This window comes from Sphingopyxis sp. H053, from assembly GCF_001468225.1.
Taxonomy (GTDB): Bacteria; Pseudomonadota; Alphaproteobacteria; order Sphingomonadales; family Sphingomonadaceae; genus Sphingopyxis.
In genome coordinates, this window is the sequence record NZ_LNRU01000003.1 from 250,569 (window position 1) to 275,052 (window position 24,484).

The window sequence follows — 24,484 nt, forward strand, 5'->3', positions numbered from 1 at the left end:
GGGAGAAAGAGGATGGATGCGAACCCGCTGCTCGGCGTGTTCTTTCACTGGCTCGGCGGGCTGTCGTCGGCGAGCTTCTATGTGCCGTACAAGCGCATCCGCGCCTGGTCGTGGGAGATTTTCTGGATCACCGGCGGCATCTTCTCGTGGCTCCTCGCGCCCTGGCTGTTCGCGTCGATCCAGACGCATGACCTGATCGGCGTGCTCAGCCGCACGCCCGGCGATATCTGGTTCTGGTGCTGGTTCTGGGGCGCGATGTGGGGGCTTGGCGGGCTGACCTTCGGGCTCACGATGCGCTACCTCGGCCTCTCGCTCGGCATGGCTGTGGCGCTCGGACTGACGACGGTGATCGGCACGATGGGACCGCCGATCTTTCGCGGCACCTTGGGCGAGCTGTTCGCGACGAGCAGCGGGCAGACGGTGTTCCTCGGCATCGCGATCACGCTTGTAGGGATTGTCATTGTCGCGCAGGCGGGGCGGCGCAAGGAACGCGAGATGGGCGCGACGATCGCCGAGGCCGACAAGTCCGAGTTCAACCTGCGCAAAGGCCTCGCGATCGCGGTCTTCTCGGGCATCATGTCGGGCTGTTTCGCCTGGGGACTCGACGCCGGCGCGCCGATCCGCGAGCTGACGCTCAAGGCCGGGACCGATCCGCTATGGCAGGGGCTGCCCGTGCTCTGCGTCGTGCTGCTCGGCGGGCTGACGACCAACCTGATCTGGTGCGGCATATTGATCGCGCGCAACCGCAGCGTGCGCCAGTTCGCCGGCGAGGCCGCGCCCGGCGCGACCGAAAGGCCGCCGCTCGCGCTCAACTATGGCCTCGCCGCGCTCGGCGGCACGCTCTGGTATTTCCAGTTCTTTTTCTACACGATGGGCGAAAGCCAGATGGGGCGCTTCGGCTTTTCGAGCTGGACGCTCCACATGGCGAGCATCATCCTTTTCTCGACGCTCTGGGGCTTCGCGCTCAAGGAATGGGCGCCCGCGGGCCAGCGCACGCGCGCGCTGGTGTGGCTGGGGATCGCGGTGCTCATGACCTCGACCGTCGTGATCGGGCTCGGCAACAGCCTCGCGTAGCGTTCTAGGCAGGCGTGGTGGCGAGTTCGCCGCGCGCCTGCCGGAACACCTCGACGCTGCCCCAGATCGCGAGCGCGGCCATGATCGCCGCGACGGCGAGGTCGGGCCAGCTGCGCCCCGTGCCGAACACACCGAGCGCGGCGCCCATCACCGCGATATTGCCGATCGCGTCGTTGCGCGAGCAGATCCACACCGAACGCATGTTCGCATCGCCGGTGCGGTAGCGATAGAGCATCAGCGCGACCGCGACATTGGCGGCGAGCGCAAGCGCCCCGATCAGCCCCATCGTCTCGGCATGCGGCGCCGATCCGGTAATGAACCCCCAGACCGCCGACCCGAACACCCACAGGCCAAAGACGAGCATCGTCCCCGCCTTCAGCAACGCGGCGCGCGCGCGCCAGGCGAGCGCCATGCCCGCGACGCCGAGGCTGATCGCATAATTGGCACTGTCGCCAAGGAAATCGAGCGCATCGGCCTGCAGCGCGCGCGAATCCGCCGCGACGCCCGCGACGATTTCGACGCCGAACATCGCCGCGTTGATGATGAGCGCGATCCAAAGGATACGCCGCCATGTGGGGTCATTGAGTGCGGTCTTGCCGCTTTTGCCGGCACAGCATTGATCGGCCACGTCGAAAGCTCCTGTTATCTTCGAGTCGGCACCCTATATGCACCCCGTAGCAACTACAGGGTCAAGCGATGAAAATCGGCGAACTGTCGCGGGCGACCGGGACCAATATCGAAACCATCCGCTATTACGAGCGCATCGGGCTGCTTCCCGCGCCGGATCGCACCGCGGCGAATTACCGCAGCTATGGCGATGCGCACCGGTCGCGGCTGAGCTTCGTGCGCCATTCGCGCGATCTGGGCTTCACGATCGAGGAGATCCGGTCGCTCCTCGATCTGTCGGACGATCCGGCGCGCGACTGCAGCGAGGCCGACCGGATCGCTACGCGGCATCTGGAACAGGTCGAGGAAAAGATCGCGCAGCTTACGCTGCTTCGCGATGAGCTCACGCGCATCGTCGGGCGCTGCCGCGGGGGTGTTGCCGCCGATTGCCGCGTGATCGAGGCGCTCGGCGACCATAGCCACTGCGAAAGCGCGCACTGATTTGGGGAATAAGGTGGGACGATTCTGTTGCCCGGCTCGTCCCCAGCCGCTGGTATCCGATTCTGTTGCCCGGTTCGGTCCGAACCGCGTTCTATTTGTCTAACCTTAGGCCGTGAGGCTTATCGGTTAGGCAGCCAGAGCGAGTGCTTCGTTATCGTTAGCACCTATTGGTTTTGAGCCTTGAACGGGTTACTCAGCCCGGGCAAAAATATCGTCTTTGAACACACGTCGATCCTGGTTCGGCCCCGTCAGAAACCCGCGCGCCCATCAAAGAAACGCGGGTTTGTGGTGGAGCCGCCGGGTACTGCCCCCGGGTCCGCTGTGTCTATTCCACGACACCATTTATCACCATAGCCGGCCGAAACCGGCACGAGTGATATAGGGTGCCCGCGCGCCGATGGAAAGGGCGCGCGTGCAATTCATCGCGGATAGGTCACGCCTTCTTTCTCAGCTCGTCGCGGATTTCGGTAAGGATATCAATCTCGGTCGGGCCGGCAGGCGTCTCCTCGGCCGGCTTGATGAATTTGGCCGCCTGCCGCACCAGCAGAAACACCACGAAGGCGAGCAGGATGAAATTGATCACCGCGGTGACGAAGCTGCCGAGCGCCATCACATTCGCGCCGGTCGCCTTCGCCGCGGCCAGCGTCATGCCCGCGGCCACCTTGTCGCCGCCCGACAGCACCAGATACTGGTTGGTGAAATCGACCCCGCCGCCAGTGACGAAGCCGATGAAGGGCATCAGCACATCGTCGGTCAGCGACTTGACGATCGTCCCGAACGCCGCGCCGATAATGACGCCGACGGCCAGCCCCATCACATTGCCCTGGTTCAGGAATGCCTTGAAATCCTTGATCATGTACCAACCCCTTTGGTCGCTGCGCCTGTCATTCCAGACTGCATGACACGATTATCCGCGTCAATGATTGCGGGGTGCGAAGCGTCTTACTATATTAAACCAGTTGGCGCGGCGCCCTGCCGCGCGGAGGGAGTGTCCGACCATGACTTTGCGTTCCGCCCGTTGGTTGATTGTGCCCGTTGCCGCGATGTCGCTGTCCGCTTGCGGCATCAACAGCGTTCCCACCAAGGAAGAAGCCGCCAAAGCCAAGTGGGCGAACGTCGAAGCCGCGTATCAGCGCCGCGCCGACCTGATCCCCAATCTCGTCGAAACCGCCAAGGGTGCCTCGCAGATCGAGCAGTCGACGCTCGAAGGCGTGATCCAGGCGCGCGCCTCGGCGACGCAGGTCAAGCTCAGCACCGACGACCTCGAAGATCCCGCGAAGGTGCAGGCGTTCCAGCAAGCGCAGGGCAATGTGTCCGGCGCGCTCGGCCGCCTTCTTGCCACGGTAGAAGCCTACCCCGACCTCAAGAGCCAGGCGCGCTTCGCCGACCTGATGACCCAGCTTGAGGGCACCGAAAACCGGATCAACGTGTCGGTTCAGGATTATAATGGCGCGGTGCAGGATTATAACACGACGATCCGCACCTTCCCCGACATCATCGGCGCCAAGATCGTCCATGGCGCGCAGCCGATGACCCCCTACAAGGCGATCACGCCCAACGCCAACCAGGCGCCGAAGGTCGATTTCGGCAAATAAGGTGGCCCTGACCGCCCTTTTGCGTCCACTGGTAACAGCGGCCCTGACCGGGCTGCTGGTACTGGCGGGACCCGCCGCCGCGCAGACCTTTCCCAAGCTCGCGGGCAATCCGGTCGTCGATCAGGCTGACATCATCCCGGCGGCCGAGGAAGCGGCGCTCAACACGCAGCTCCTCGAACTCGAGAAGACGACGGGGCACCAGCTTGTCGTCGCGACGGTCAGCGACCTCGAAGGCAATGATGTTTCGGAATATGGCTACAAGCTGGGCCGCGCCTGGGGGATCGGCGACGAAGCGAAGGACGACGGCGTCGTTTTCCTGATCGCGCCGAACGAGCGGCGGATGAATATCGCGGTGGGCCTCGGGCTCGAACCGGTGCTGACCGACGCGCTGTCGGGGCGGATCATCCGCGACGTTGTGACGCCCAAGTTCAAGGCGGGCGACATGCCGGGTGGCATCCAGGACGGCGTCAATGCGATCGCGCAGCAGATCCAGCTGCCGCCCGAGGAGGCCGCGGCACGGGCGAAAGCAGCGGATTCCGCCGAACGCGACCGCGCCGACGACGGCAATTTCGGCGGACTTTTCTTCGTCGGCTTCATCATCCTGATCTTCTTCGTCCTGCCGATGCTCTCGCGCCTCGGGCGGCGGGGCAAGAAGCGGGGCAAGGGCCGGCCATGGGATGCGCCGATCATCATCTGGGGCGGCGCCTCGGGCGGCTGGTAGGGGACGCAGGATATGCCACATAAAGTCAGCCATGTGAGCGAGGCCGATCACGACATCGTGACCGCGGCGGTCGCCGCGGCCGAGGCGCACACCAGCGGTGAGATCGTCACTGTCGTTGCGGCGAAGTCGAACGATTATGACGATGTCGCGCTCGTCTGGGCGAGCGTCATCGCGTTCATCGCGATGTCGGTGATCGCGCTGTTCCCCGAATTCTACCGCGGCCTGTACGACCGCCTGACCGGCGGCTGGGGGCACGATCTCACCGCCAATCAGTGGCTTGGAACGGTGATTGCCGTGGGCGTGCTCAAATGGATCGGCATGTGGCTGATATTGCTGTGGCGCCCGCTCCGGATGGCGCTGACCCCTCGCGCGATCAAGGCGCAGCGCGTCCGCGCCCGCGCGATCGACCTGTTCAAGGTCGGGACCGAGGCCAAGACGCTCGGCCGCACCGGCGTCCTCCTCTACCTCAGCCTGAAAGAGCATCGCGCCGACATCGTCGCCGACGAAGCGATCGCCGCAAAGGTCACCCCCGAAATCTGGGGCAATGCGATGGCCGCGCTGATCGAGCGCGTGCGCGTCGGCAAGCCCGGCGAAGGCATGGCCGAGGCGGTGCGCCAGATGGGCATCGTGCTCGCGCAGCATTTCCCCAAGGGCGATGAAAATCCCAACGAACTTCCCGACCGCCTGATCGAGATTTAATCCCATCGTCATTGTGAGGGCCGAAGGCCCGTGGCAATCCAGAGCGGTGCAAGGCCGCTCTGGATTGCTTCCCCCGGCCTTCGCCGGGGTCACAATGAAGATAAGGACAGATATGACCCGCCCCTCCCCCGACGCCCCCATCGAGACGCGATGGGAAGGCCGCTTCATCTCCGTCAAGCAGCAGGGGACGTGGGAATATGTCTCGCGCGCCCGCGGCATCCACGCCGCGGTGATCCTCGCGATCGACGAGGATAGCGACGGGCGTCACGTCATATTGGTCGAACAATATCGCGTGCCGCTGAAGGTGAATTGCCTTGAGCTACCCGCGGGGCTGGTCGGCGACGACACCGCCGGCGAGGCATCGGAGATCGCGGCGCAGCGCGAACTCGAAGAAGAGACCGGCTATCGCGCCGACCATTGGCGTGTCGTCGGCGAATTCTACAGCTCGCCGGGCATGGTCAGCGAAAGCTTCACCTTGCTGATCGCGACCGGATTGACGAAGATAAGCGAAGGCGGCGGGGTCGATGGGGAGGATATCATCGTCCACCGTGTCCCGCTGGACAGTGTCGCCGATTTCGTCGCGGCAAAGCGCGCCGAAGGCTGCGGGATCGATGTACGCGTCGCGATGCTGCTGGCGGGCGGATTGCTGGGGAACCTCTAACCCGTTCGTGTCGAGCGAAGTCGAGACACCCCTCAGCCTTGCGCTACCCCGAGGGGCATCTCGACTTCGCTCGATGCGAGCGGAATTTTAGGACCCGCTATCTCGCCCCGAAACGCCAGCGGAGCAGCGGGCGCGCAAGCAGCAATCCGGCAAGGAACCCGCCGACATGCGCCCAGATCGCGACCGCGCCAAAACCGCCGCCGCCGGCGAAACCAAGCAGCAGCTGAAGCCCGATCCACGCCGCGGCGAGCCATAAAGCGCGCACCCAATGCCCCGGGATCGGTCCGATCGCGGGCGCCTGCGAGCGGCTGAAGATCAGCGCGTACACCGCGATCAGCGCCGAGATCGCGCCGCTGGCGCCGATCATCGGCACCGCCGACTGCGGGTCGGAAAGAAATTGCGCGAGCGCGCCGCCATAAGCGCCGGCGAGCAGCACCACCGCCATCGCCTTCGCCCCGAGCGGAGCTTCGAGCTGGCGCCCGATGAACAGTAGCACGATGACATTGAAGACGATGTGCAGCACCCCGCCGTGCAGCAGGGCCGACGTCAGCGGGGTCAGGATGAAGGGCACCATCGTCCCCGGCGGAAGGATCAGCTCGTTGCCGAAACGCGCAGGGATAAACCCCGCGCGCACGATCGCGTCGACCTGAAATCCCGTGATCGACAGCAGGACAAAGACGATGACGCAGACGAGCGCATAGCCCGTGACCAGCGGCGCTTCGTGCGGCTTCATCGTCAAAAACCCATCAGATGAATTCGATTTTCTTCACCAGATAATATTTGTCGCCCGCGGGCACGGTGACTTCGATCTCGTCGTCGACGCGGCGGCCGATCAGCGCGCGGCCAAGCGGCGAATTATAGCTGATCTTGCCATCCTTCGCGTCGGCTTCGGCCTGACCCACGATCTGGTAACGGATCGGCTTGTCGTCCTCGTCGGCGAGCGTGACGGTCGCGCCGAACACGATGCGGTCGCCCGACAGCATCGTCGGGTCGATCACCTGCGCGCGCGAAAGCTTGTCTTCGAGGTCGCCGATCGTCGCTTCGACCTGCCCCTGACGTTCCTTCGCGGCGTGATATTCGGCATTTTCCGAAAGGTCGCCATGCGCGCGCGCTTCCTCGATCGCATCGACGATCAGCGGTCGCTCGGCTTTGAGCGCGGTGAGCTGCGTGCTCAGCTTCTCATAGCCTTCTGCCAGCATCGGCACCTTTTCAACGCTTGCCATTATCCTGTTGTCCTTCGTCAATAATCCAGCGCCAGCGAAGTTTCGCCGGGCGGCTGCGCCGCTGATCCGTCAATGTCGGGGGGTGGAGCGGTGGTTCAATAATAGTCCTGAAGCGGCTTCACTTCAAGAGAGTGCGAGCGGAGCGCCCCGATCGCCTGCGTCGATGCATCACTCGCAGCAGCCGTCGTGTAGTAGGCGATATCGGCCGCCAACGCCGACGCGCGGATCGATTGCGAGTCCTGCAGGCTCTGCCAGCCTTCGGTCGTGTTGAAGATCAGCTGCACATCGCCGTCCTTGATCCGGTCGACGATATGCGGGCGGCCTTCGGCAACCTTGTTGACGCGCTCGACCTCGATGCCCTGCTCGATCAGATAGTCGGCGGTGCCGCCGGTCGCGATCACCTTCCAGCCCCAGTCGGTCAGCTGCTTCACCGCGCCGATGATGCGCGGCTTGTCGCTGTCCTTGACCGACACGAAGACGCGGCCCTCGGTCGGCAGGCGGTCGCCCGCGCCGAGCTGCGCCTTGGCAAAGGCAAGGTTGAAATTGCTGTCGATTCCCATGACTTCGCCAGTGGACTTCATCTCAGGGCTCAGCACCGGATCGGTGCCGGGGAAGCGCGCGAAGGGGAAGACCGCTTCCTTCACCGCGACATGCGCGATGTCGCGGTTGATCTTCGGCAGGTCGGCGAGTTTTTCGCCCGCCATCACGCGCGCGGCGATCTTGGCGATCGGCGAACCGACGGCCTTGGCAACGAAGGGCACCGTGCGGCTGGCGCGCGGGTTGACCTCGATCAGATAAACCTCGTCGCCCTTCACGGCGAACTGGATGTTCATGAGGCCGCGAACTTCGAGTGCGCGCGCGAGCGCTTCGGTCTGGCGCTCGATTTCGGCGACGATGTCGGCCGACAGGCTGTACGGCGGGATCGAGCAGGCGCTGTCGCCCGAATGGACCCCGGCTTCCTCGATATGCTGGAGCACGCCCGCGACGACGACATCGGTGCCGTCGCAGAGCGCGTCGACATCGACCTCGATCGCGTCGCGCAAATAGCGGTCGATCAGCACCGGGGAATCGCCCGACACCTGGACCGCGGTCTCGATATAATTTTCGAGCTGCGCCTGATCGTCGACGATTTCCATCGCGCGGCCGCCGAGCACATAGGACGGACGCGTCAGCACCGGATACCCGATGCGCGCCGCGACCGCCACGGCTTCCTCGCGGCTGCGCGCGATGCCGTTTTCGGGCTGTTTCAGGCCGAGCTTGTTAACCAGCGCCGCGAACCGCTCGCGGTCTTCGGCGAGGTCGATCGCGTCGGGCGAGGTGCCGAGGATCGGGATACCTGCGTCCGAAAGCGCCTGCGCGAGCTTCAGCGGGGTCTGCCCGCCGAACTGGACGATCACCCCGACGAGTTCGCCCTTCGACATTTCGACGTGGAGGATTTCGAGGACGTCCTCGGCGGTCAGCGGCTCGAAATAGAGGCGGTCCGACGTGTCATAATCGGTCGACACCGTCTCCGGGTTGCAGTTGATCATGATCGTTTCATACCCCGCCTCTTCGAGCGCGAAGCAGGCGTGGCAGCAGCAATAGTCGAACTCGATCCCCTGCCCGATCCGGTTCGGACCACCGCCGAGAATGACGACCTTTTTGCGGTCGCTCGGGTTCGCCTCGCATTCGGGCTCGCCGAAGGTCGGGGCTTCGTAGGTCGAATAAAGATAGGGCGTCTTTGCAGCGAATTCGGCGGCGCAGGTGTCGATCGTCTTGAACACCGGACGCACGCCGAGCTTGTGGCGCAGCGCGCGCACTTCGGCCTCGGTGACGCCGCCGGTCATCGCCTTCACCGCGTCGTGGATCAGCCCGCTGCCGCGCGCGGTCGCGCGGCGCGTGCCGGGATGGAGGTTCGCCGACTGGAGCGCGAGATAGGCAAGGCGCTTGTCGGAGAAGCCCATCGCTTTCAATTTACGCAGAGCTTCGGCATCGCGCGGCAGGCCGTTGGTGCAGACGTCCACCTCGGCCGCAACGATCTCGGCGATGCGTTCGAGGAACCACATGTCGTAACCCGCAACGCGGTTGATCTCGGCGAGCGGAAGCCCCTCGCGGATCGCCTGCGCGGCGTTGAGCAGCCGGTCGGGGGTGCGCTTCGCGAGTTCGCTGCGGAGCTGGTCGTGCGTTGCGCCCTTGAGGCGGTCGACGAAGTTGAAGCCGCTAAGCCCCGTCTCCAGCCCGCGCAGCGCCTTTTGCAAAGACTCATGGATCGTGCGGCCGATCGCCATCACCTCGCCGACCGACTTCATCGCGGTCGACAGCGTCGCCTCGGCGCCCTTGAACTTTTCAAAGGCGAAGCGCGGGATCTTGGTGACGACATAGTCGATCGTCGGTTCGAACGACGCGGGGGTGACCCCGGTGATGTCGTTCATGATTTCGTCGAGCGTATATCCGACCGCGAGCTTCGCAGCGACCTTGGCGATCGGGAAGCCCGTCGCCTTCGACGCGAGCGCCGACGAGCGCGACACGCGCGGGTTCATCTCGATCACGATCAGGCGGCCGTCCTTGGGATTGACCGCGAACTGGACGTTCGACCCGCCCGTCTCGACCCCGATCTCGCGCAGCACCGCGATGCTCGCGTTGCGCATGATCTGATATTCCTTGTCGGTCAGCGTCAGCGCCGGCGCGACGGTGATCGAATCGCCCGTGTGGACGCCCATCGGATCGACATTTTCGATCGAGCAGATGATGATGCAATTGTCCTTGCGGTCGCGCACCACCTCCATCTCGAACTCCTTCCAGCCGAGGAGCGATTCCTCGATCAGGACTTCGGTGGTCGGCGAGGCGATCAGGCCGCCGCGGACGATATGTTCGAATTCCTCGCGGTTATACGCGATGCCGCCGCCGGTGCCGCCCATGGTAAAGCTGGGGCGGATGATCGACGGCAGGCCGGTGCGTTCGAGTACCGCGAACGCCTCGTCGAGCGTGTGCGCAATGCCCGAGCGCGCACTTTCCAGCCCGATCTTGTCCATCGCATCGCGGAACTTGATCCGGTCCTCGGCCTTGTCGATCGCCTCGGCATCGGCGCCGATCATTTCGACGCCATATTTCTCGAGCGTCCCGTCGTTGAACAACGCCAGCGCGGTGTTGAGCGCGGTCTGCCCGCCCATCGTCGGCAGCACCGCGTCGGGACGCTCCTTCGCGATGATCTTCGCGACGATCTCGGGCGTGATCGGCTCCACATAAGTCGCGTCGGCGAGGTCGGGATCGGTCATGATCGTCGCCGGGTTGGAGTTGACGAGGACGATGCGATAGCCCTCCTCCTTCAACGCCTTGATCGCCTGCGTCCCCGAATAATCGAACTCGCACGCCTGACCGATAACGATCGGGCCGGCGCCGATGACGAGGATGGATTGGATGTCGGTTCTTTTGGGCATTATACGAGCTCAATTCCAAATTTCGTTATCGCGTCGCGGACGCATTTTTCTTTTGCTTCGTCGAGTGGTGGCAGCAGCACTGGGCCGACGACGGTGATTTTTGCGGCGGTCGGGCTTAGAGCCTTCAAATGATAGCCATCGAGACCGCCACATTGGACTTCAATTCGATCAAGCTGAGCTTGCAGTTCTTCTTCGGAAGAAAAAGTGCTTCCAGGCCCGCACCCCGCGAGAAAAAGCAAGCAAAGTGGAGCAATAAGCCTCACTTCAGCCCGCCCACGAACTTCTCAAACAGGTAAAAGCTGTCCTGCGGCCCCGGACTCGCCTCGGGATGATACTGCACCGAGAATGCGTTCTTGCCCGTGATCGCGATGCCGCAGTTCGATCCGTCGAACAGGCTCTTGTGCGTCTCGACCACGCCGGCGGGCAGCGTCGAGGCGTCGACCGCGAAGCCGTGGTTCATGCTGGTGATCTCGACCACGCCGTCTTCGGCACGCTGCACCGGATGGTTCGCGCCGCGGTGGCCCTGATGCATCTTAACGGTCTTGGCGCCCGCCGCGATGCCCAGCATCTGGTGACCGAGGCAGATACCGAAGATCGGCACGTCGCGCTCGAGCAGCCCCTGGATCACCGGCACCGCATAATCGCCCGTCGCCGCGGGGTCGCCGGGGCCGTTCGACAGGAACACGCCCGCGGGCTTGTGCCCCAGCACCTCGTCGAGGCTCGCGGTCGCGGGGACCACGGTGACGCGCGCGCCGGCTTTGACGAGATTGCGGAATATATTGTCCTTCGCGCCATAGTCGATCGCGACGACATGCGGGCGTTCGCCGTCGTCCTCGGTCGCATAGCCATGCCCCAGCGTCCACGCGCCGCCGGTCCAGTCGCCGGTGTCGGTGCGGCTGACCGTTTTCGCAAGGTCCATGCCCTCGAGCCCTGCCCAGCCGCTCGCCATGGCGAGCAGCTCGTCGATATCGAACTTGCCGTCGGGGCTGTGCGCGATGACGCCGTTCGGCGCACCCGCATCGCGGATGCGGCGCGTCAGCGCGCGCGTGTCGATGCCCGCAAGCCCGATGACGCCCTGTTCGATCATCCATTCGGGGAGCGTCTGCACACTGCGGAAGTTGCTCGGCAGCGTCGGCAGCTCGCGCGTGATGCAGCCAAGCGCGCCGTGCACGCCGCGCTCCATATCCTCGGGGTTCGCGCCGACATTGCCGATATGCGGGAAGGTGAAAGTGACGATCTGCCCCGCATAGCTGGGGTCGGTCAGGATTTCCTGATAGCCCGTCATCGACGTGTTGAAACAAATCTCGCCCACCGCGGCGCCCGCAGCGCCATAGCCGACGCCCCACAGGATCGTGCCATCGGCAAGGACGAGGACGCCAGTCGCGCCAGATGGCTGGCTTTTGGGCGCGGCAGAGGGGTTGGCAGGTGCCATTCAACATGCTCCGGACGGGGGGCTAAACGGCCGACCAAGTAGGAGGCAAAAAAGTGATTCACAAGCTATCGGATTAGGAAACTTCTCGCTAGAGAGGGCCTTTCCGAAATTTGCAGCGCATGGGGACACGCATGATTCGTGACGACATCAAGGCTGCGCAGGTCGCCGCGATGAAAGCCGGCGACAAGGCGCGGCTCGGCACCATCCGGCTGATGCTGGCCAAGATCAAGGACAGGGACATCGAGCTCCGCACCGGCACCGCGCCGGCCGACGACGACGTGCTCGTCACCGACGTGCTCCAGAAAATGGTCAAGCAGCGCCGCGAATCGATCACCATGTTCGAACAGGGCGGCCGTCAGGAGCTCGCCGACATCGAGGCGAGCGAAGTCGCCGTGATCGAGGACTTCCTGCCCGCGCAGCTGAGCGACGATGACGCGGCGGCGGCGATCAAGGCGATCGTGGTGGAGCTGGGTGCCGAGAGCCTGAAGGATATGGGCAAGGTTATGGCGGCGGTGAAGGACCGGCTTGGGAGCCAACTCGATATGAGCAAGGCGAGCGGGTGGGTTAAGGCGGCTTTGAGCTGATCAACTAGCGGCGCTGGCCACCCCTAACCCCTCCCGCAAGCAGGCGGGGGATTGACGAGCGCGATCTAACCTCTCCCCTCCCGCTTGCGGGAGGGGTCGGGGGTGGGCATACCGACCTATGATGGACGGACAGTTTCAGCCCCGCGACACGTCGCGTGCAAGGGAGTTGCGCAATGCCGCTACTCCGGCGGAGCGGGCACTATGGCGCTGCCTGTCCGGCCGAAAAATCGGCGGCTGGAAATTCAGCCGACAGATGCCTGTCGGACCCTATTTCGCCGACTTTCTTTGCCGCGAAGCGCAACTGATAGTCGAACTCGATGGATACTCGCACGACATGCGCCAAGCCTATGACCAGCATCGGGATCATTGGCTTACAGAAAACGGGTTTCGAGTCCTTCGTTTCACGAACAGTGACGTGATGGCGAACGTCGAAGGCGTCGTGAGCGAGATCGAACGCACTCTTGCCCTGCCGCCCACCCCCGACCCCTCCCGCAAGCGGGAGGGGAGTTAAGTGAGCCTTACCCCGCAATGGCTGGACGAACTGCGCTCGCGCGTGACGCTGTCGACGCTCATCGGGCGGACGGTGAAGGTCACGCGCGCGGGTCGCGAGTATAAGGCGTGCTGTCCCTTCCATAACGAGAAGACCCCCAGCTTCACGATCAACGACGAGAAGGGCTTCTACCACTGCTTCGGCTGCAGCGCGCATGGCGACGCGATCCGCTGGATGACCGACCAGCGCGGCCTCAGCTTCATGGACGCGGTGAAGGAGCTTGCCGCCGAGGCCGGGATGGAGGTCCCCGCCGCCGATCCGCGCGCCGCGAAAAAGGCCGAAGAGGCGGCCAGCCTGCGCGATGTCGTACAGGGCGCGGCCGATTGGTTCACGCAACAGCTCGGCAGCAGCAACGGTGCGCCGGCGCGTGAATATCTGACGAAACGCGGCATTTCGGACGCCACGCGCAAGGCCTTCGGCTTCGGCCTCGCCCCCGAGAGCCGGAGTGCACTGAAAGAGGCGCTCAAGAAATTCCCGACTGCGATGCTCGTCGAATCGGGGATGCTCATCGCGGTCGACGACAAGGAACCCTACGACCGCTTCCGCGGCCGGCTGATGATCCCGATCCGCGACGCGCGCGGACGCGTGATTGCGTTCGGCGGACGCATATTGGGCGATGGCGAACCCAAATATCTGAACTCGCCCGACACGCCTTTGTTCGACAAGGGCCGCGTCCTCTACAACCTCGACAAAGCGAGCCCGGCGTCGCGGCAGACGAACCGGATTATCGTCGTCGAAGGCTATATGGACGTGATCGCACTCGCCGAAGCGGGGATCGCCGACGCCGTCGCGCCGCTCGGCACCGCGCTGACCGAAGCGCAGCTTGGGCTGATCTGGCGGATGGTGCCGGTGCCGGTGCTATGCTTCGACGGCGATGCCGCGGGGCAGAAGGCGGCGATGCGCGCCGCGATGCGCGCGCTGCCCCTGCTCCGCCCGGGCTTCAGCCTTGCCTTCGCAACGCTGCCGGCGGGGCAGGATCCCGACGATATCGTCCGTGCACGCGGTGCGGAGGGGTTCAACGCGATCCTGAGCGAAACGCAGCCGCTCGTCGAGCGCCTCTGGGCGCATGAGGTCGCGGCGGGGCCGCTCGCGACCCCCGAGGAACGCGCCGCGCTCAAGACGCGCCTCCTCGCGCACGCCGATGCGATCGAGGACGCCGACGTCCGCCACCATTATCGCGAGGCGTTCCGCGAGCGGCTCGATCTGCTGTTCGCGCGCAAGCAGCCCGAGCGCGCGCAGCGCCAGCCGTGGACGCCGAACCCGCCGCGTGGAGGCGGCAATCGCCGCTTCGGCCCCGACCCGCGCTTGCAACCTCCGGCCGACGAGACGCGTTCCATCGGACAGGCCGGGATTTCGGCGCCTTATGTCGCGGCGTTGATCGGCGGATTGCTGCGTTACCCCGAAGCGCTCAGGCGCAACGAGGAGGCGCTGACGCGGCTGCCGGTGAGCGATTCAGGCGACGCCGAACTGCTCGGCGTAATGCTTGACAGCGCAATGCGTCAGGAAGGGCTTGATTGCGAGGGGTTGCTTGCCATATTGGAGCCAATGAAAGTGTATAATAGGGCGATGACATTGCTCAGAGCCGACGGAATGCACTTCTCGTTCAATCGCAGGCTGGAAAGCAAGGAAGAGGCCGCAGCGGCGCGGGAAACGGCGCTTCGCGACCTTGACGAATATATCGGCGTGCTGGTGACCCAGCCCGAAATCCGGGAGCGGCTTGCCGAAGCCACCGCGGATTTCCAGCGCACGATGGACGACGAAGGATTCGCGCGGCAGCAGAAGCTGTCCGCCATGGATAAAGAATTGACCCGCCGCCTGGCTGCGCTGTCCGAAGACAGCAACCAGAGCTGAACGATTACGCCCTTAGGCAGGAACCACGAATGGCCACCAAAAGCACCGCCGACACCGATACCGACACCGACAGCCCGCTGATCGACCTCAACGAGGCCGACGTCAAAAAGCTGATCGCGCGCGGCAAGAAGCGCGGTTACCTGACCTATGACGAGCTGAATGCGGCGCTGCCGCAGGACGAGATGTCGTCCGAGCAGATCGAGGATATCATGTCGGCGATCTCCGACATGGGCATCAACATCGTCGAAAGCGACGAGGATGTGCAGGAAGAGGCCGACCAGGAGCCCGACGACGAAGTCGACGTCAGCGCCGGGACCGGTTCGGTTTCGAACCCCGCGATCGAAAAGAAGAAGGAAACGGTCGATCGCACCGACGATCCCGTTCGCATGTACCTGCGCGAAATGGGCGCGGTCGAGCTGCTCAGCCGCGAAGGCGAAATCGCGATCGCGAAGCGCATCGAGGCGGGCCGCGACACGATGATCCTCGGGCTTTGCGAAAGCCCGCTGACCTTCAACGCGATCATCGACTGGTCGACCGCGCTGAACAATGGCGACATGCAGCTGCGCGAGATCGTCGACCTCGAAGCGATGCTGTCGAAGGACCCGGCGCCCGAGAATCTTGAGGAAGAAGGCGCCGACGACAACGGCGAAATCAGTGAGAAGACCGCCGGCGTTTCGTTCAAGGACGAGGACGAGGTCGAGGAAGAACCCGCGGCCGACGGCGACGACGAGGATGGCGAAGGCTCGTCGGGCAAGCGCGAAAGCTTCGAAGAGGATGAGGAAGACAACACTCTCAGCCTCGCGGCGATGGAAGAGCTGCTGAAGCCCGACGCGCTCGAAAAGTTCGCGAACATCACCAAGAGCTTCAAGGCCTTCTCGAAGCTGCAGGAAGCGCGCCTCGAAGCGCTCTCGGGCGGCGAGGAATTCCCCGCGGCGTCGGAAAAGAAGTACCACAAGCTGCGCGAGGAACTCACCGCGCAGGTCGAGAGCGTGCAGTTCCACGGCACCAAGATCGAATATCTCGTCGACCAGCTCTACAGCTATAACCGCCGCCTGACCGCACTCGGCGGCCAGATGCTGCGCCTGGCCGAGCGCCACAAGGTGCCGCGCAAGTCGTTCCTCGACAATTATGTCGGGCGCGAGCTCGAAGAAAACTGGATCGAGAGCGTCAGCGGGCTCGACAAGAAATGGGCCGCCTTCGCCGAGAATGAAGCCGGTGCGGTCGACCGCATCCGCATCGAGATCAGCGAAATCGCGCAAGCCGCGGGCATGAGCCTGACCGAATTCCGCCGCGTCGTGAACATGGTCCAGAAGGGCGAGCGCGAAGCGCGCATCGCCAAGAAGGAAATGGTCGAGGCGAACCTGCGCCTCGTGATTTCGATCGCGAAGAAGTACACGAACCGCGGCCTGCAATTCCTCGACCTGATCCAGGAAGGCAATATCGGCCTGATGAAGGCGGTCGACAAGTTCGAGTATCGCCGCGGCTACAAATTCTCGACCTATGCGACCTGGTGGATTCGTCAGGCGATCACCCGCTCGATCGCCGACCAGGCGCGCACGATCCGCATCCCGGTCCATATGATCGAGACGATCAACAAGCTGGTCCGGTGCAGCCGCCAGTTCCTCCACGAGAGCGGCCGCGAGCCGACCCCGGAGGAAATGGCCGAGCGTCTGTCGATGCCGCTCGAAAAGGTCCGCAAGGTGATGAAGATCGCCAAGGAGCCGATCAGCCTCGAGACGCCGATCGGCGACGAGGAAGACAGCCACCTCGGCGATTTCATCGAGGACAAAAATGCGGTCATTCCCGTCGACGCCGCGGTGCAGTCGAACCTCAAGGAAACGGTCACGCGAGTTCTGGCGTCGCTTACGCCGCGTGAGGAGCGCGTGCTTCGCATGCGCTTCGGCATCGGGATGAACACCGATCACACGCTGGAGGAAGTCGGCCAGCAGTTCAGCGTGACGCGCGAACGCATCCGCCAGATCGAGGCGAAGGCGCTCCGCAAGCTGAAGCACCCGTCGCGCAGCCGCAAGATGCGCAGCTTCCTCGACCAGTAAGGCCGAAGACGGCGAAATTTGAGGGGCGGTCCGGTGACGGGCCGCCCCTTTTCCATGCCTTTGCGAGATTGGAAGCCGTCGTTGCTTCACCTCCTTCGTCATCCCGGACTTGATCCGGGATCCCGCTTTTTGAGCCATCGACTGGCTTCGACTTCAAGCTGGACCCCGGATCAAGTCCGGGGTGACGATGATTGATAAGTCCCTTCAGGTTGAGACCAGCCACGCCCAAATGCTGCGCTGCACAATTTTTTTTGCTCCTTGATCTTTAAATCTTCATATTTGCCCACCAGATAGCGCTCGTTACGCGATGCGGGGGCTTCATCAGCCGTTCAGGCGCCACCCATCAAATGGCAATCATTCCCACAAGATGGGATTGATTCACGATCCAGAGCAGGCCGCCCAACGCGGCTGATATAAAAAAGCTCGGAAATCTGGGGCTCGCAAAAATTGGCACGACCTTTGCGATGCATTCGGCATCGGCGCGGGGCAGTGCCTGCAGCCAAAGGGAAAGACAAAAAAGATGGAAAACGAAACCACCAACCTCTTCCGCCGCCGCGATACCTTCTTCGGTATCTGCGAGGCCGTTGGCCAGGATTTTGGCTTCAACCCGCTGTGGCTGCGCCTCGCCTTCGTCGCGCCGCTCTTCTTCTTCCCGGTCCAGACCTTCATCGGCTATTTCGCCCTTGGCCTGGTCGTCCTTGCATCGCGCCTGATCTTCCCGGCCAAAGCGGCGGTCCAGCCCGCGCCGAACGCGATCGACGTCGCCGCGCCGCAGGCTGAAAAAGCCGGGGAACTCGCCCTCGCAGCTTAAGCGGAACGGCCGGACGCTCTCTCCCTCCAAGTCCGGCCAACCCCGTCCTTTATGGCGTCCACTGGCGCCATAGATGGGACCGGCAAGCTTCTCCCCGGGGCTTGCCGGTCCCTTTGCTTTTTGTTCCCGATTGCCTTGATCCCCGAGCGCTTTTGTCCCCGGCTGGAACAGACATGGGCAAATCGGGGGCAAATCAATCGCCGCGCATAAACGCGTCGTTTACGACGTTGATCTATGACCGATCGCTGTAATTCCATTGGCTTGGGCTCCGGCGCCCCGCCACAGCGAGGATCAAGCCTTGAGCCAGTCGCCCCAGCCCAAAGCACAGACGCGCGGCGTCGCCGAATTGCTCGATGCGCTGGTCGCCAGCGACGGCACCGGCGCGCATCCGCACGTCCGCTCGGGCGCACTGTCGAGCGGGCCCGAAGCGATGCGCAACCTCGCCGACGCGGTGCATTTTCTCTGCCTGCTCCACGGCCGTTATCCGGGCGTGATCGACAATGCCGCGCGCAAGGCGGTCGACCCCGCGTCGCGCCGGTGGATGGGCGAAGCGGCCGACGCTTTCGTTCAGGAACGCGCCTTCCTGACCAAGATCGCCTCGGCGGTCGGCCCGGTGCCGAGCACCCAGGGGCAGGCGCAGTGCGAGGCCGCGGTCGCCGCGCAGCGCAAGGCGATCGACATGCTCGCCGAGTCGGACCGCCACGGCTGCGCGCTGGGCGCCGCGATCGCGCTGACGCTCGACTGGCGGACGATCCGCGTCCTGCTCGACATCAGCGCGCTGCGGCTCGACCTCAGCCCACCGACCTGCACCCTCCCCGACCTCCGCGACACCGCGCGGCTCGCGGCCACGGTCGCCGATACCCCAGCGGTCGAGCGCGCAATGGTGTTCGGTGCGCAGCAGCTGATCACCCAGCACAGCGGCCTGTGGGACCTGATGGCCGCGCGCGCCGCGAGCCGGGCGCATCCGTAAAATTTGATCCTCCCTGTGCCGCAGGCATGAGGAGGGGGAACGCTCGCGAAGCGAGTGGTGGAGGGGCCGGCGCCATAGCCCCTCCGTCAGCGCTTCGCGCTGCCACCTCCCCATCGCTACGCGACAGGGAGGACCCCACACCCGGCACGCTTGCACCCTCCCCCTCGCCCCGCTATGCCAGCTTGACGTTCACGTTAAGGGAAAGAGCCGATGCGTTTCGAAGGCACCAGCGCCTATATCGCCACCGACGACCTGAAGGTCGCGGTCAACGCCGCGACCTTGCTGCGCCGCCCCTTGCTCGTGAAGGGCGAACCCGGCACCGGCAAGACCGTGCTCGCCGAGGAAATCGCCAAGGCCTTCGACGCGCCGCTGATCACCTGGAACATCAAGTCGACCACCAAGGCGCAGCAGGGCCTGTACGAATATGACGCGGTCGCGCGCCTGCGCGACGGCCAGCTCGGCGAAGAGCGCGTCCACGACATCCGCAACTATATCCGCAAGGGCAAATTGTGGGAGGCATTCACGTCGCCCAAGCTCCCCGTGCTGCTGATCGACGAGATCGACAAGGCCGACATCGAATTCCCGAACGACCTGCTCCAGGAACTCGATCGCATGGCCTTCCATGTCTATGAGACCGACGAGACGGTGACCGCGAAGGAACGCCCGATCGTCGTCATCACCTCGAACAATGAAAAGGAACTGCCCGACGCCTTCCTGCGCCGCTGTTTCTTCCACTATATCAAATTCCCCGACCGCGACACGATGGCCGAAATCGTCGAAGTCCATTTCCCCGGCATCCAGAAGACGCTGGTCAGCCGCGCGATGGATATCTTCTACGAGGTTCGCGACGTCCCGGGCCTCAAGAAAAAGCCGTCGACGAGCGAGCTGATCGACTGGCTGAAGCTGCTGCTCAACGAGGATATGCCGCTCGAGGTCCTGCAGAACCGCGACGTCGGCAAGGCGATCCCGCCGCTCCATGGCGCATTGCTCAAGAATGAGCAGGATGTCATGCTGTTCGAAAAGCTGGCGTTTATGGCGCGCCGTCAGGGTAGCTGATTCTTGTCCTCCCTGTGGCGAAGCCATGGGGAGGTGGCAGCGCGAAGCGCTGACGGAGGGGCCAATGGCGCACCGTCGCGGCCCCTCCACCATCCGCTTCGCGGACGGTCCCCCTCCCCATCGCTTCGCGACAGGGAGGATCTAATTAAAGCTGATACGCCACCTCGACGTCGCCCCAGCGGCGGCCGTTGATGATCGCGGGCATATAGACGTTGCGCACGGTCACATAATTGATGCCGTCGCCTTCCTGCCGATAGACCGTCATGAAAAAGGGCGCGGTGCTGCGCTTCGCCGCGGCGTCAACCCCGTCATAGAGGATGCGGCCGTTGCGGCAATGCGCGGTGTCATGCTCAAGTTCGCCGGTCGGCGCGCGCGAGCATTCGGTGATATGCGTCGGCAGGAAGCCGTTCATGTCGCCCGCCGACGACATCTTGATCTCGGGATGCTGCGCCACGATGCGGTCGAACAGCGGGCGCCAGTGCGCGTCGGCCCAGTCGCAGAGTGACGTGCGAAAGCGTTCAGGGTTCGAATTCGGCACGCGCACATAATCGGTGTCGAACAGCTGCTCCATCGACAGTTCGCCATGTGCGACCGCGCGTTCGGCCAGCCCGACGAATTCGTCGCGCACCTTCGCCGCCAGGGCGACGATCGCCGAATCCTGAGGGGATACGCCCGCCGAGATCACCGCGTTGAACATACGGTTCGACACATGCTCCATCGACAGGATCGAATCGCGCGTGCCGACCAAAGTCGAACTGTTATCGCGCACCGAGGTGACGACGCCGTCGAGCGCCTCGCGCACCTTCGCGCCATTCGCATGCACCATCGCGCTCGATTGCGCGATACGGTCGCTCTGGTCGTCGAGCAGCGCGACGAGGTGCGTCGCATCGTGCAGCGCGTCGGTGATCGTTTCGAACTGGGCCTCGGCGCGGCTCGACTGTTCGACCCCCGACTGGATTTCGGTCACGAGCCCGCTCGCTTCGGCGGCGAGGCTGCCGATGCTACGGCGGATTTCATCGGTCGCGCCGCGCGTGTTCTGCGCCAGTTTCTTCACCTCGGCGGCGACGACGGCGAAGGTGCGCCCGGCATCGCCGGCGCGCTCGGCCTCGATCGCGGCATTGAGCGCCAGCATGTTCGTGGTCTTGGCGATCTGTTCGATCGACTGGCTGACCTGCTGCACCTGTTCCATCACCGCGGCGAAATTGGTGACATGTGTGCCAAGCCGCGCGACAAGGTCGATCACCGAACGGAATTCGGAGACCGCGGCGTTGACGCGCTCGGCGCCGGTGTCGAGCTGTTCGCACGCGCGCGCCGAGAGCAATTTAGCCTCGTCGGTCGAATCGGCGATCTGGCGCTGGTCGGCCTCGAGGCTGACGACATATTCCTCGAGCCGGCCGAGTTCGGCGATCTGGCGATCCATCTGGTCGGTCGCCCGCTCGATGCGGCCCGCGGCGTCGCTGCACCCAACGGCCAGCTCGCCGCAGTCGCTTGCGACCGACTGGTCGAGTATCTGCGCCGCCGGATTGATCGGATCATATTTCATTGGCTTGCCCACGTCCCTGAATGATCGAGGAGATATGGCGGACAATGGTTAACGCGGCGTCAATTTCGCGGCCCGATCGCGGGATCGAAGGCGCATTGCACACCGCCCGGCGACGCGTTACGCCTTCGGACGGGCTGTTGGGGAATACGGGGGGAATATCATGCGTCTTTGGCCGGTTCTGGCGGCGGTCGCCGCAATATCCGCGCTGCCCGCAGGGGCGCAGGAAATGGTCGGCGGACATCGCATCATCCGTACCGCGGACCCCGCAATCTGGTCGGGCAGCGAAACGAGCGGGCCGATCACCCATATCGCGACGGGCACCGTCTTTTCCGAAAGCATCGACGGCTTTCAGCGCACCAGCCTTATGGCGGTCGACAATGGCAATGACGTCATGCTGCATTATCGGCTGAAGCGCGAAGCGGCCTCGACCGAGATTTCGGCGTTCCTGTTCCAGCGTGGCGATCTTGCCGAGCATCGGCTGAAGGGGGCGATTGCCTCGCTCGGCCATGGCCGCGACGTGATGACATTTCTGTGGGCCGATGGCCCCTTCGATATCGAAGCACCGCAGAAGCTGCGGGGCTTCAAGGCCACCTACAAGGTCGGCATCGGCGGCGACACCCTGCTCGAATATCTCTATTTCATCGAATTGGGGAAATGGACCGCGAAAGTGCGAGCGACGCTCCCGGCATCGAAGGTACCCGCCGAGGAGGGCCAGATCGACGCCTTCGTCCGCGCGCTTCCCTGGGCATCGATCCTCGCCGCGAACGGCGCCTGCAACGGTTCGGCCTGCGACGGTGAGCAGGCAATGCCCTTCAACAACCATATGGCAGAGATGTTCCTGACGAAGATCGTCGCGAGCGGTCAGGGCAAGGCGTTGCTGGGCGATGCGGCGGAGCCCATTTATGCGCGCGAAGCGGGCGGTAAACGCTGGACGCTCTATCCGCTCGACGAAAAGATAGCACCGTTGTTCGCGGAGGCATTCGGCCGGATTTCCGCGCGCGCGCCGCTTTATAGCCTGTCGTGGTCGGCGAAGAAGGAAAGCGGCGTCGTCCGCTTCTTTGCTGGCAAACCCAACGAAGAAGCATTCGCCGCGACGGTCGACGGCCTCGTCGCGCATCCCGAGACATCGGCCTTCATCGCGCCGGCCGATGCGGCCGCCTACGCGCCCGATTGAGGTTCGGGCCGATATTCATCGGCGGGGACAGCTTTACGTTCACGTAAAGTGATTGCACGCGCCGCGCGAACGCGATACGCCTACCCCATGTTTTTCGGCTTTCTCGACGAGCTTCGCGCCGCGGGCATTCCCGCCAGCCTGAAAGAGCATCTGATGCTGCTGGAGGCGCTCGACCGCGAGGTGATCGACCGCAGCCCCGAGCAATTCTATTATCTGTCCCGCGCGATTTACGTGAAGGACGAGGGCCTGCTCGACCGCTTCGATCAGGTGTTCAACAAGGTCTTCAAGGGCATCATCTCCGACTATGGCCAGAACCCCGTCGACGTCCCCGCCGACTGGCTGAAAGCGGTTGCCGAGAAATTCCTGACGCCCGAGGAAATGGCCGCGATCGAGTCGCTCGGCGACTGGGACAAGATCATGGAGACGCTAAAGGAGCGGCTCGAAGAACAGCAGAAGCGCCACGAAGGCGGCAGCAAGTGGATCGGCACCGGCGGCACCTCGCCCTTCGGCAATTCGGGTTACAACCCCGAGGGCGTGCGGATCGGCGGCGAGAGCAAGCACAAGCGCGCGCTCAAAGTCTGGGAAAAGCGCGAGTTCCAGAATCTCGACAACACCAAGGAGCTCGGCACCCGCAACATCAAGATCGCGCTTCGCCGCCTGCGCAAGTTCGCGCGCGAGGGCGCGGCCGACGAGCTCGACATTCCGGGCACGATCGACGGCACCGCGCGGCAGGGCTGGCTCGACATCAAGATGCGCCCCGAACGGCGCAATGCGGTCAAACTGCTGCTCTTCCTCGACGTCGGCGGATCGATGGACCCGTTCATCAAGCTCTGCGAGGAATTGTTCAGCGCCGCGACGACCGAATTCAAGAATCTCGAATTCTTCTATTTCCACAACTGCCCGTACGAAGGCGTGTGGAAGGATAACAAGCGCCGCTGGTCCGAACGCCATCAGATGTGGGATATCCTCCACAAATATGGCCATGATTATAAAGTGATCTTCGTCGGCGACGCGTCGATGAGCGCTTATGAGATCACCCATCCGGGCGGCAGCGTCGAACATTTCAACGAGGAATCGGGCGCGGTCTGGCTCCAGCGGATCACCCATGTCTATCCGGCCGCGGTGTGGCTGAACCCGGTGCCCGAGGCGCATTGGGGCTACACCCAGTCGGTGAAGCTGATCAAACAGCTGATGAACGACCGCATGTACCCGCTCAGCCTCGCCGGGCTGGACGATGCGATGCGCGAGCTGACGCGAAAGCATTAGCAAGAGCTTTGCAGCGCTACAGCGCTACAGGGTTGACAGCGCCCTCCAGCAGCGGCATATCGGTCGTGCAAGGAGGCAATCATGCACACTCACACCTTTTCATCGGCCACATTCCTGCGCCTTCAGGAGCATGCCAAGCCGTTTGTCGATTCTATCGATGACGTTGTCGAGCGGGCACTGGACGCGTTGGAAAAAATATCTGCGCCGCCAGAAAAGCTCAAAGATTCTGACACCTTGACCTTTGATCCAATCAAAGCACCTAGCTTGAAATATACGACGTTAAAGTCTGCTTCCGTAAACGGAGAGGTGTTTAAGTCTCATTTTTTTTGGAATTCGGTCCTCGAAGCTGTGATTTGCGAGGCCGCAAAAGGCGGAGCTAGCGCTGGAGAAATTTCATCTTCTATGCAAACACCTACAGCGCAACATGCTTCAGATGGCCCAGGATACAAATTTATTCCAGAAGCGGGGATATCGTTTCAGCAACTGAACAGCGATCGGGCGTGGGCAGAAACTGCCCGAGTGGCTCGCAAATTTGGTGTGAACGTAAAGGTACAGTGGTTTTGGCAGGACAAACCACAGGCGTTTGCCCCCGAGAAAGTCGGCGAAATGGAAGTCGTATAGTCGCACTCACCAGCCGCCGTGGAAAATACTGGCCGTCTCGAAGAGCGTCGCCTAGGCGCCTGAGAGATACACACCG

General features: G+C 63.6%; 24 protein-coding genes and 1 other RNA gene. 16 read left to right on the forward strand and 9 right to left on the reverse strand.

All coding sequences use genetic code 11. The annotated features are described in order from the left end of the window. The first annotated feature begins 12 nt into the window (after positions 1-12). The gene (gene rhaT / locus ATE70_RS06970; RefSeq protein ID WP_058537218.1) at positions 13-1,074 is read left to right on the forward strand and encodes an L-rhamnose/proton symporter RhaT; all 1,062 of its coding nucleotides are present in this window, start codon (positions 13-15) and stop codon (positions 1,072-1,074) included. Positions 1,075-1,078: 4 nt separating this feature from the next. On the opposite strand, the gene ATE70_RS06975 is transcribed toward rhaT, so the two are convergent. Further along, positions 1,079-1,702 (reverse strand): cation transporter, encoded by a 624-nt coding sequence (locus tag ATE70_RS06975; protein ID WP_058537219.1) that lies wholly within the window; start codon positions 1,700-1,702, stop codon positions 1,079-1,081. Between the two features lie 68 nt (positions 1,703-1,770). Here ATE70_RS06975 and ATE70_RS06980 point away from each other — a divergent pair, with 68 nt between their 5' ends. Then, positions 1,771-2,181: a MerR family transcriptional regulator gene (locus ATE70_RS06980; RefSeq protein WP_056369136.1), complete on the forward strand. Its 411-nt coding sequence runs from the start codon at positions 1,771-1,773 to the stop codon at positions 2,179-2,181. Between the two features lie 51 nt (positions 2,182-2,232). Here ATE70_RS06980 and ssrA read toward each other — a convergent pair. Together ssrA and mscL are read right to left on the reverse strand one after the other, a co-directional pair. After that, positions 2,233-2,589: a transfer-messenger RNA gene (gene ssrA / locus ATE70_RS24175) on the reverse strand. Between the two features lie 25 nt (positions 2,590-2,614). After that, complete coding sequence (gene mscL, locus ATE70_RS06985) at positions 2,615-3,037, reverse strand: large conductance mechanosensitive channel protein MscL (RefSeq protein ID WP_058537220.1); 423 nt, start codon at positions 3,035-3,037, stop codon at positions 2,615-2,617. A gap of 142 nt (positions 3,038-3,179) precedes the next feature. Between mscL and ATE70_RS06990 the strand changes: the two genes are divergently transcribed. From ATE70_RS06990 to ATE70_RS07005, 4 genes are all read left to right on the forward strand, one after another. After that, positions 3,180-3,776, forward strand: coding sequence for a LemA family protein (locus ATE70_RS06990; RefSeq protein WP_058537221.1), 597 nt, complete (start codon positions 3,180-3,182; stop codon positions 3,774-3,776). A gap of 1 nt (position 3,777) precedes the next feature. After that, the gene (locus ATE70_RS06995) at positions 3,778-4,497 is read left to right on the forward strand and encodes a TPM domain-containing protein (protein ID WP_231740059.1); all 720 of its coding nucleotides are present in this window, start codon (positions 3,778-3,780) and stop codon (positions 4,495-4,497) included. A 12-nt stretch (positions 4,498-4,509) separates the two neighbouring features. Beyond that, positions 4,510-5,196, forward strand: a complete 687-nt coding sequence (locus tag ATE70_RS07000; RefSeq protein WP_058537222.1) for a TPM domain-containing protein — start codon at positions 4,510-4,512, stop codon at positions 5,194-5,196. 112 nt (positions 5,197-5,308) lie between these two features. Next, on the forward strand, positions 5,309-5,857 hold the full coding sequence (locus ATE70_RS07005; RefSeq protein WP_058537223.1) for an NUDIX hydrolase: 549 nt from the start codon (positions 5,309-5,311) through the stop codon (positions 5,855-5,857). A 97-nt stretch (positions 5,858-5,954) separates the two neighbouring features. On the opposite strand, the gene ATE70_RS07010 is transcribed toward ATE70_RS07005, so the two are convergent. The 5 genes from ATE70_RS07010 to carA form a co-directional block, all read right to left on the reverse strand. Beyond that, entirely contained in the window at positions 5,955-6,590 is a 636-nt protein-coding gene (locus tag ATE70_RS07010) for a rhomboid family intramembrane serine protease (protein ID WP_058537224.1), read from the reverse strand. 13 nt (positions 6,591-6,603) lie between these two features. After that, a complete protein-coding gene (gene greA, locus ATE70_RS07015) occupies positions 6,604-7,080 on the reverse strand; it encodes a transcription elongation factor GreA (RefSeq protein ID WP_058537225.1) in 477 nt (158 codons plus the stop codon). Between the two features lie 95 nt (positions 7,081-7,175). Further along, entirely contained in the window at positions 7,176-10,496 is a 3,321-nt protein-coding gene (carB, locus tag ATE70_RS07020) for a carbamoyl-phosphate synthase large subunit (RefSeq protein WP_058537226.1), read from the reverse strand. After that, positions 10,496-10,735, reverse strand: coding sequence for a hypothetical protein (locus tag ATE70_RS24730; protein WP_156420161.1), 240 nt, complete (start codon positions 10,733-10,735; stop codon positions 10,496-10,498). The genes carB and ATE70_RS24730 overlap by 1 nt, the downstream gene beginning before the upstream one ends. A 20-nt stretch (positions 10,736-10,755) precedes the next feature. Beyond that, on the reverse strand, positions 10,756-11,928 hold the full coding sequence (gene carA / locus ATE70_RS07025; protein ID WP_058537227.1) for a glutamine-hydrolyzing carbamoyl-phosphate synthase small subunit: 1,173 nt from the start codon (positions 11,926-11,928) through the stop codon (positions 10,756-10,758). Positions 11,929-12,059: 131 nt separating this feature from the next. Here carA and ATE70_RS07030 point away from each other — a divergent pair, with 131 nt between their 5' ends. The 7 genes from ATE70_RS07030 (at position 12,060) to ATE70_RS07060 (ending at position 19,804) form a co-directional block, all read left to right on the forward strand. Continuing rightward, on the forward strand, positions 12,060-12,512 hold the full coding sequence (locus ATE70_RS07030) for a GatB/YqeY domain-containing protein (RefSeq protein ID WP_058537228.1): 453 nt from the start codon (positions 12,060-12,062) through the stop codon (positions 12,510-12,512). Positions 12,513-12,630: 118 nt separating this feature from the next. After that, complete coding sequence (locus ATE70_RS07035) at positions 12,631-13,023, forward strand: endonuclease domain-containing protein (RefSeq protein WP_058537229.1); 393 nt, start codon at positions 12,631-12,633, stop codon at positions 13,021-13,023. Next, positions 13,024-14,913 (forward strand): DNA primase, encoded by a 1,890-nt coding sequence (dnaG, locus tag ATE70_RS07040; RefSeq protein ID WP_058537230.1) that lies wholly within the window; start codon positions 13,024-13,026, stop codon positions 14,911-14,913. A gap of 29 nt (positions 14,914-14,942) precedes the next feature. Next, positions 14,943-16,967, forward strand: a complete 2,025-nt coding sequence (gene rpoD, locus ATE70_RS07045) for an RNA polymerase sigma factor RpoD (protein ID WP_058537231.1) — start codon at positions 14,943-14,945, stop codon at positions 16,965-16,967. Between the two features lie 520 nt (positions 16,968-17,487). After that, positions 17,488-17,778: a PspC domain-containing protein gene (locus ATE70_RS07050; RefSeq protein WP_058537232.1), complete on the forward strand. Its 291-nt coding sequence runs from the start codon at positions 17,488-17,490 to the stop codon at positions 17,776-17,778. A gap of 298 nt (positions 17,779-18,076) precedes the next feature. Beyond that, complete coding sequence (locus ATE70_RS07055) at positions 18,077-18,748, forward strand: DUF6975 family protein (protein ID WP_058537233.1); 672 nt, start codon at positions 18,077-18,079, stop codon at positions 18,746-18,748. A 210-nt stretch (positions 18,749-18,958) separates the two neighbouring features. After that, positions 18,959-19,804, forward strand: a complete 846-nt coding sequence (locus ATE70_RS07060; protein WP_037516322.1) for an AAA family ATPase — start codon at positions 18,959-18,961, stop codon at positions 19,802-19,804. Positions 19,805-19,949: 145 nt separating this feature from the next. Here ATE70_RS07060 and ATE70_RS07065 read toward each other — a convergent pair whose 3' ends face one another. Continuing rightward, positions 19,950-21,347: a methyl-accepting chemotaxis protein gene (locus ATE70_RS07065; RefSeq protein WP_058537234.1), complete on the reverse strand. Its 1,398-nt coding sequence runs from the start codon at positions 21,345-21,347 to the stop codon at positions 19,950-19,952. Between the two features lie 160 nt (positions 21,348-21,507). Between ATE70_RS07065 and ATE70_RS07070 the strand changes: the two genes are divergently transcribed. The 3 genes from ATE70_RS07070 to ATE70_RS24735 all read left to right on the forward strand — a co-directional run bounded on the left by ATE70_RS07070 (position 21,508) and on the right by ATE70_RS24735 (position 24,408). Next, the gene (locus tag ATE70_RS07070; RefSeq protein ID WP_058537235.1) at positions 21,508-22,521 is read left to right on the forward strand and encodes a hypothetical protein; all 1,014 of its coding nucleotides are present in this window, start codon (positions 21,508-21,510) and stop codon (positions 22,519-22,521) included. Positions 22,522-22,608: 87 nt separating this feature from the next. Then, positions 22,609-23,787 (forward strand): vWA domain-containing protein, encoded by a 1,179-nt coding sequence (locus ATE70_RS07075; protein ID WP_058537236.1) that lies wholly within the window; start codon positions 22,609-22,611, stop codon positions 23,785-23,787. A gap of 81 nt (positions 23,788-23,868) precedes the next feature. Beyond that, positions 23,869-24,408 carry a T4SS efffector SepA family protein gene (locus tag ATE70_RS24735; protein WP_156419629.1) on the forward strand — a complete coding sequence of 180 codons (540 nt, stop codon included), beginning with the start codon at positions 23,869-23,871 and terminating at the stop codon, positions 24,406-24,408. Positions 24,409-24,484: the final 76 nt, after the last annotated feature.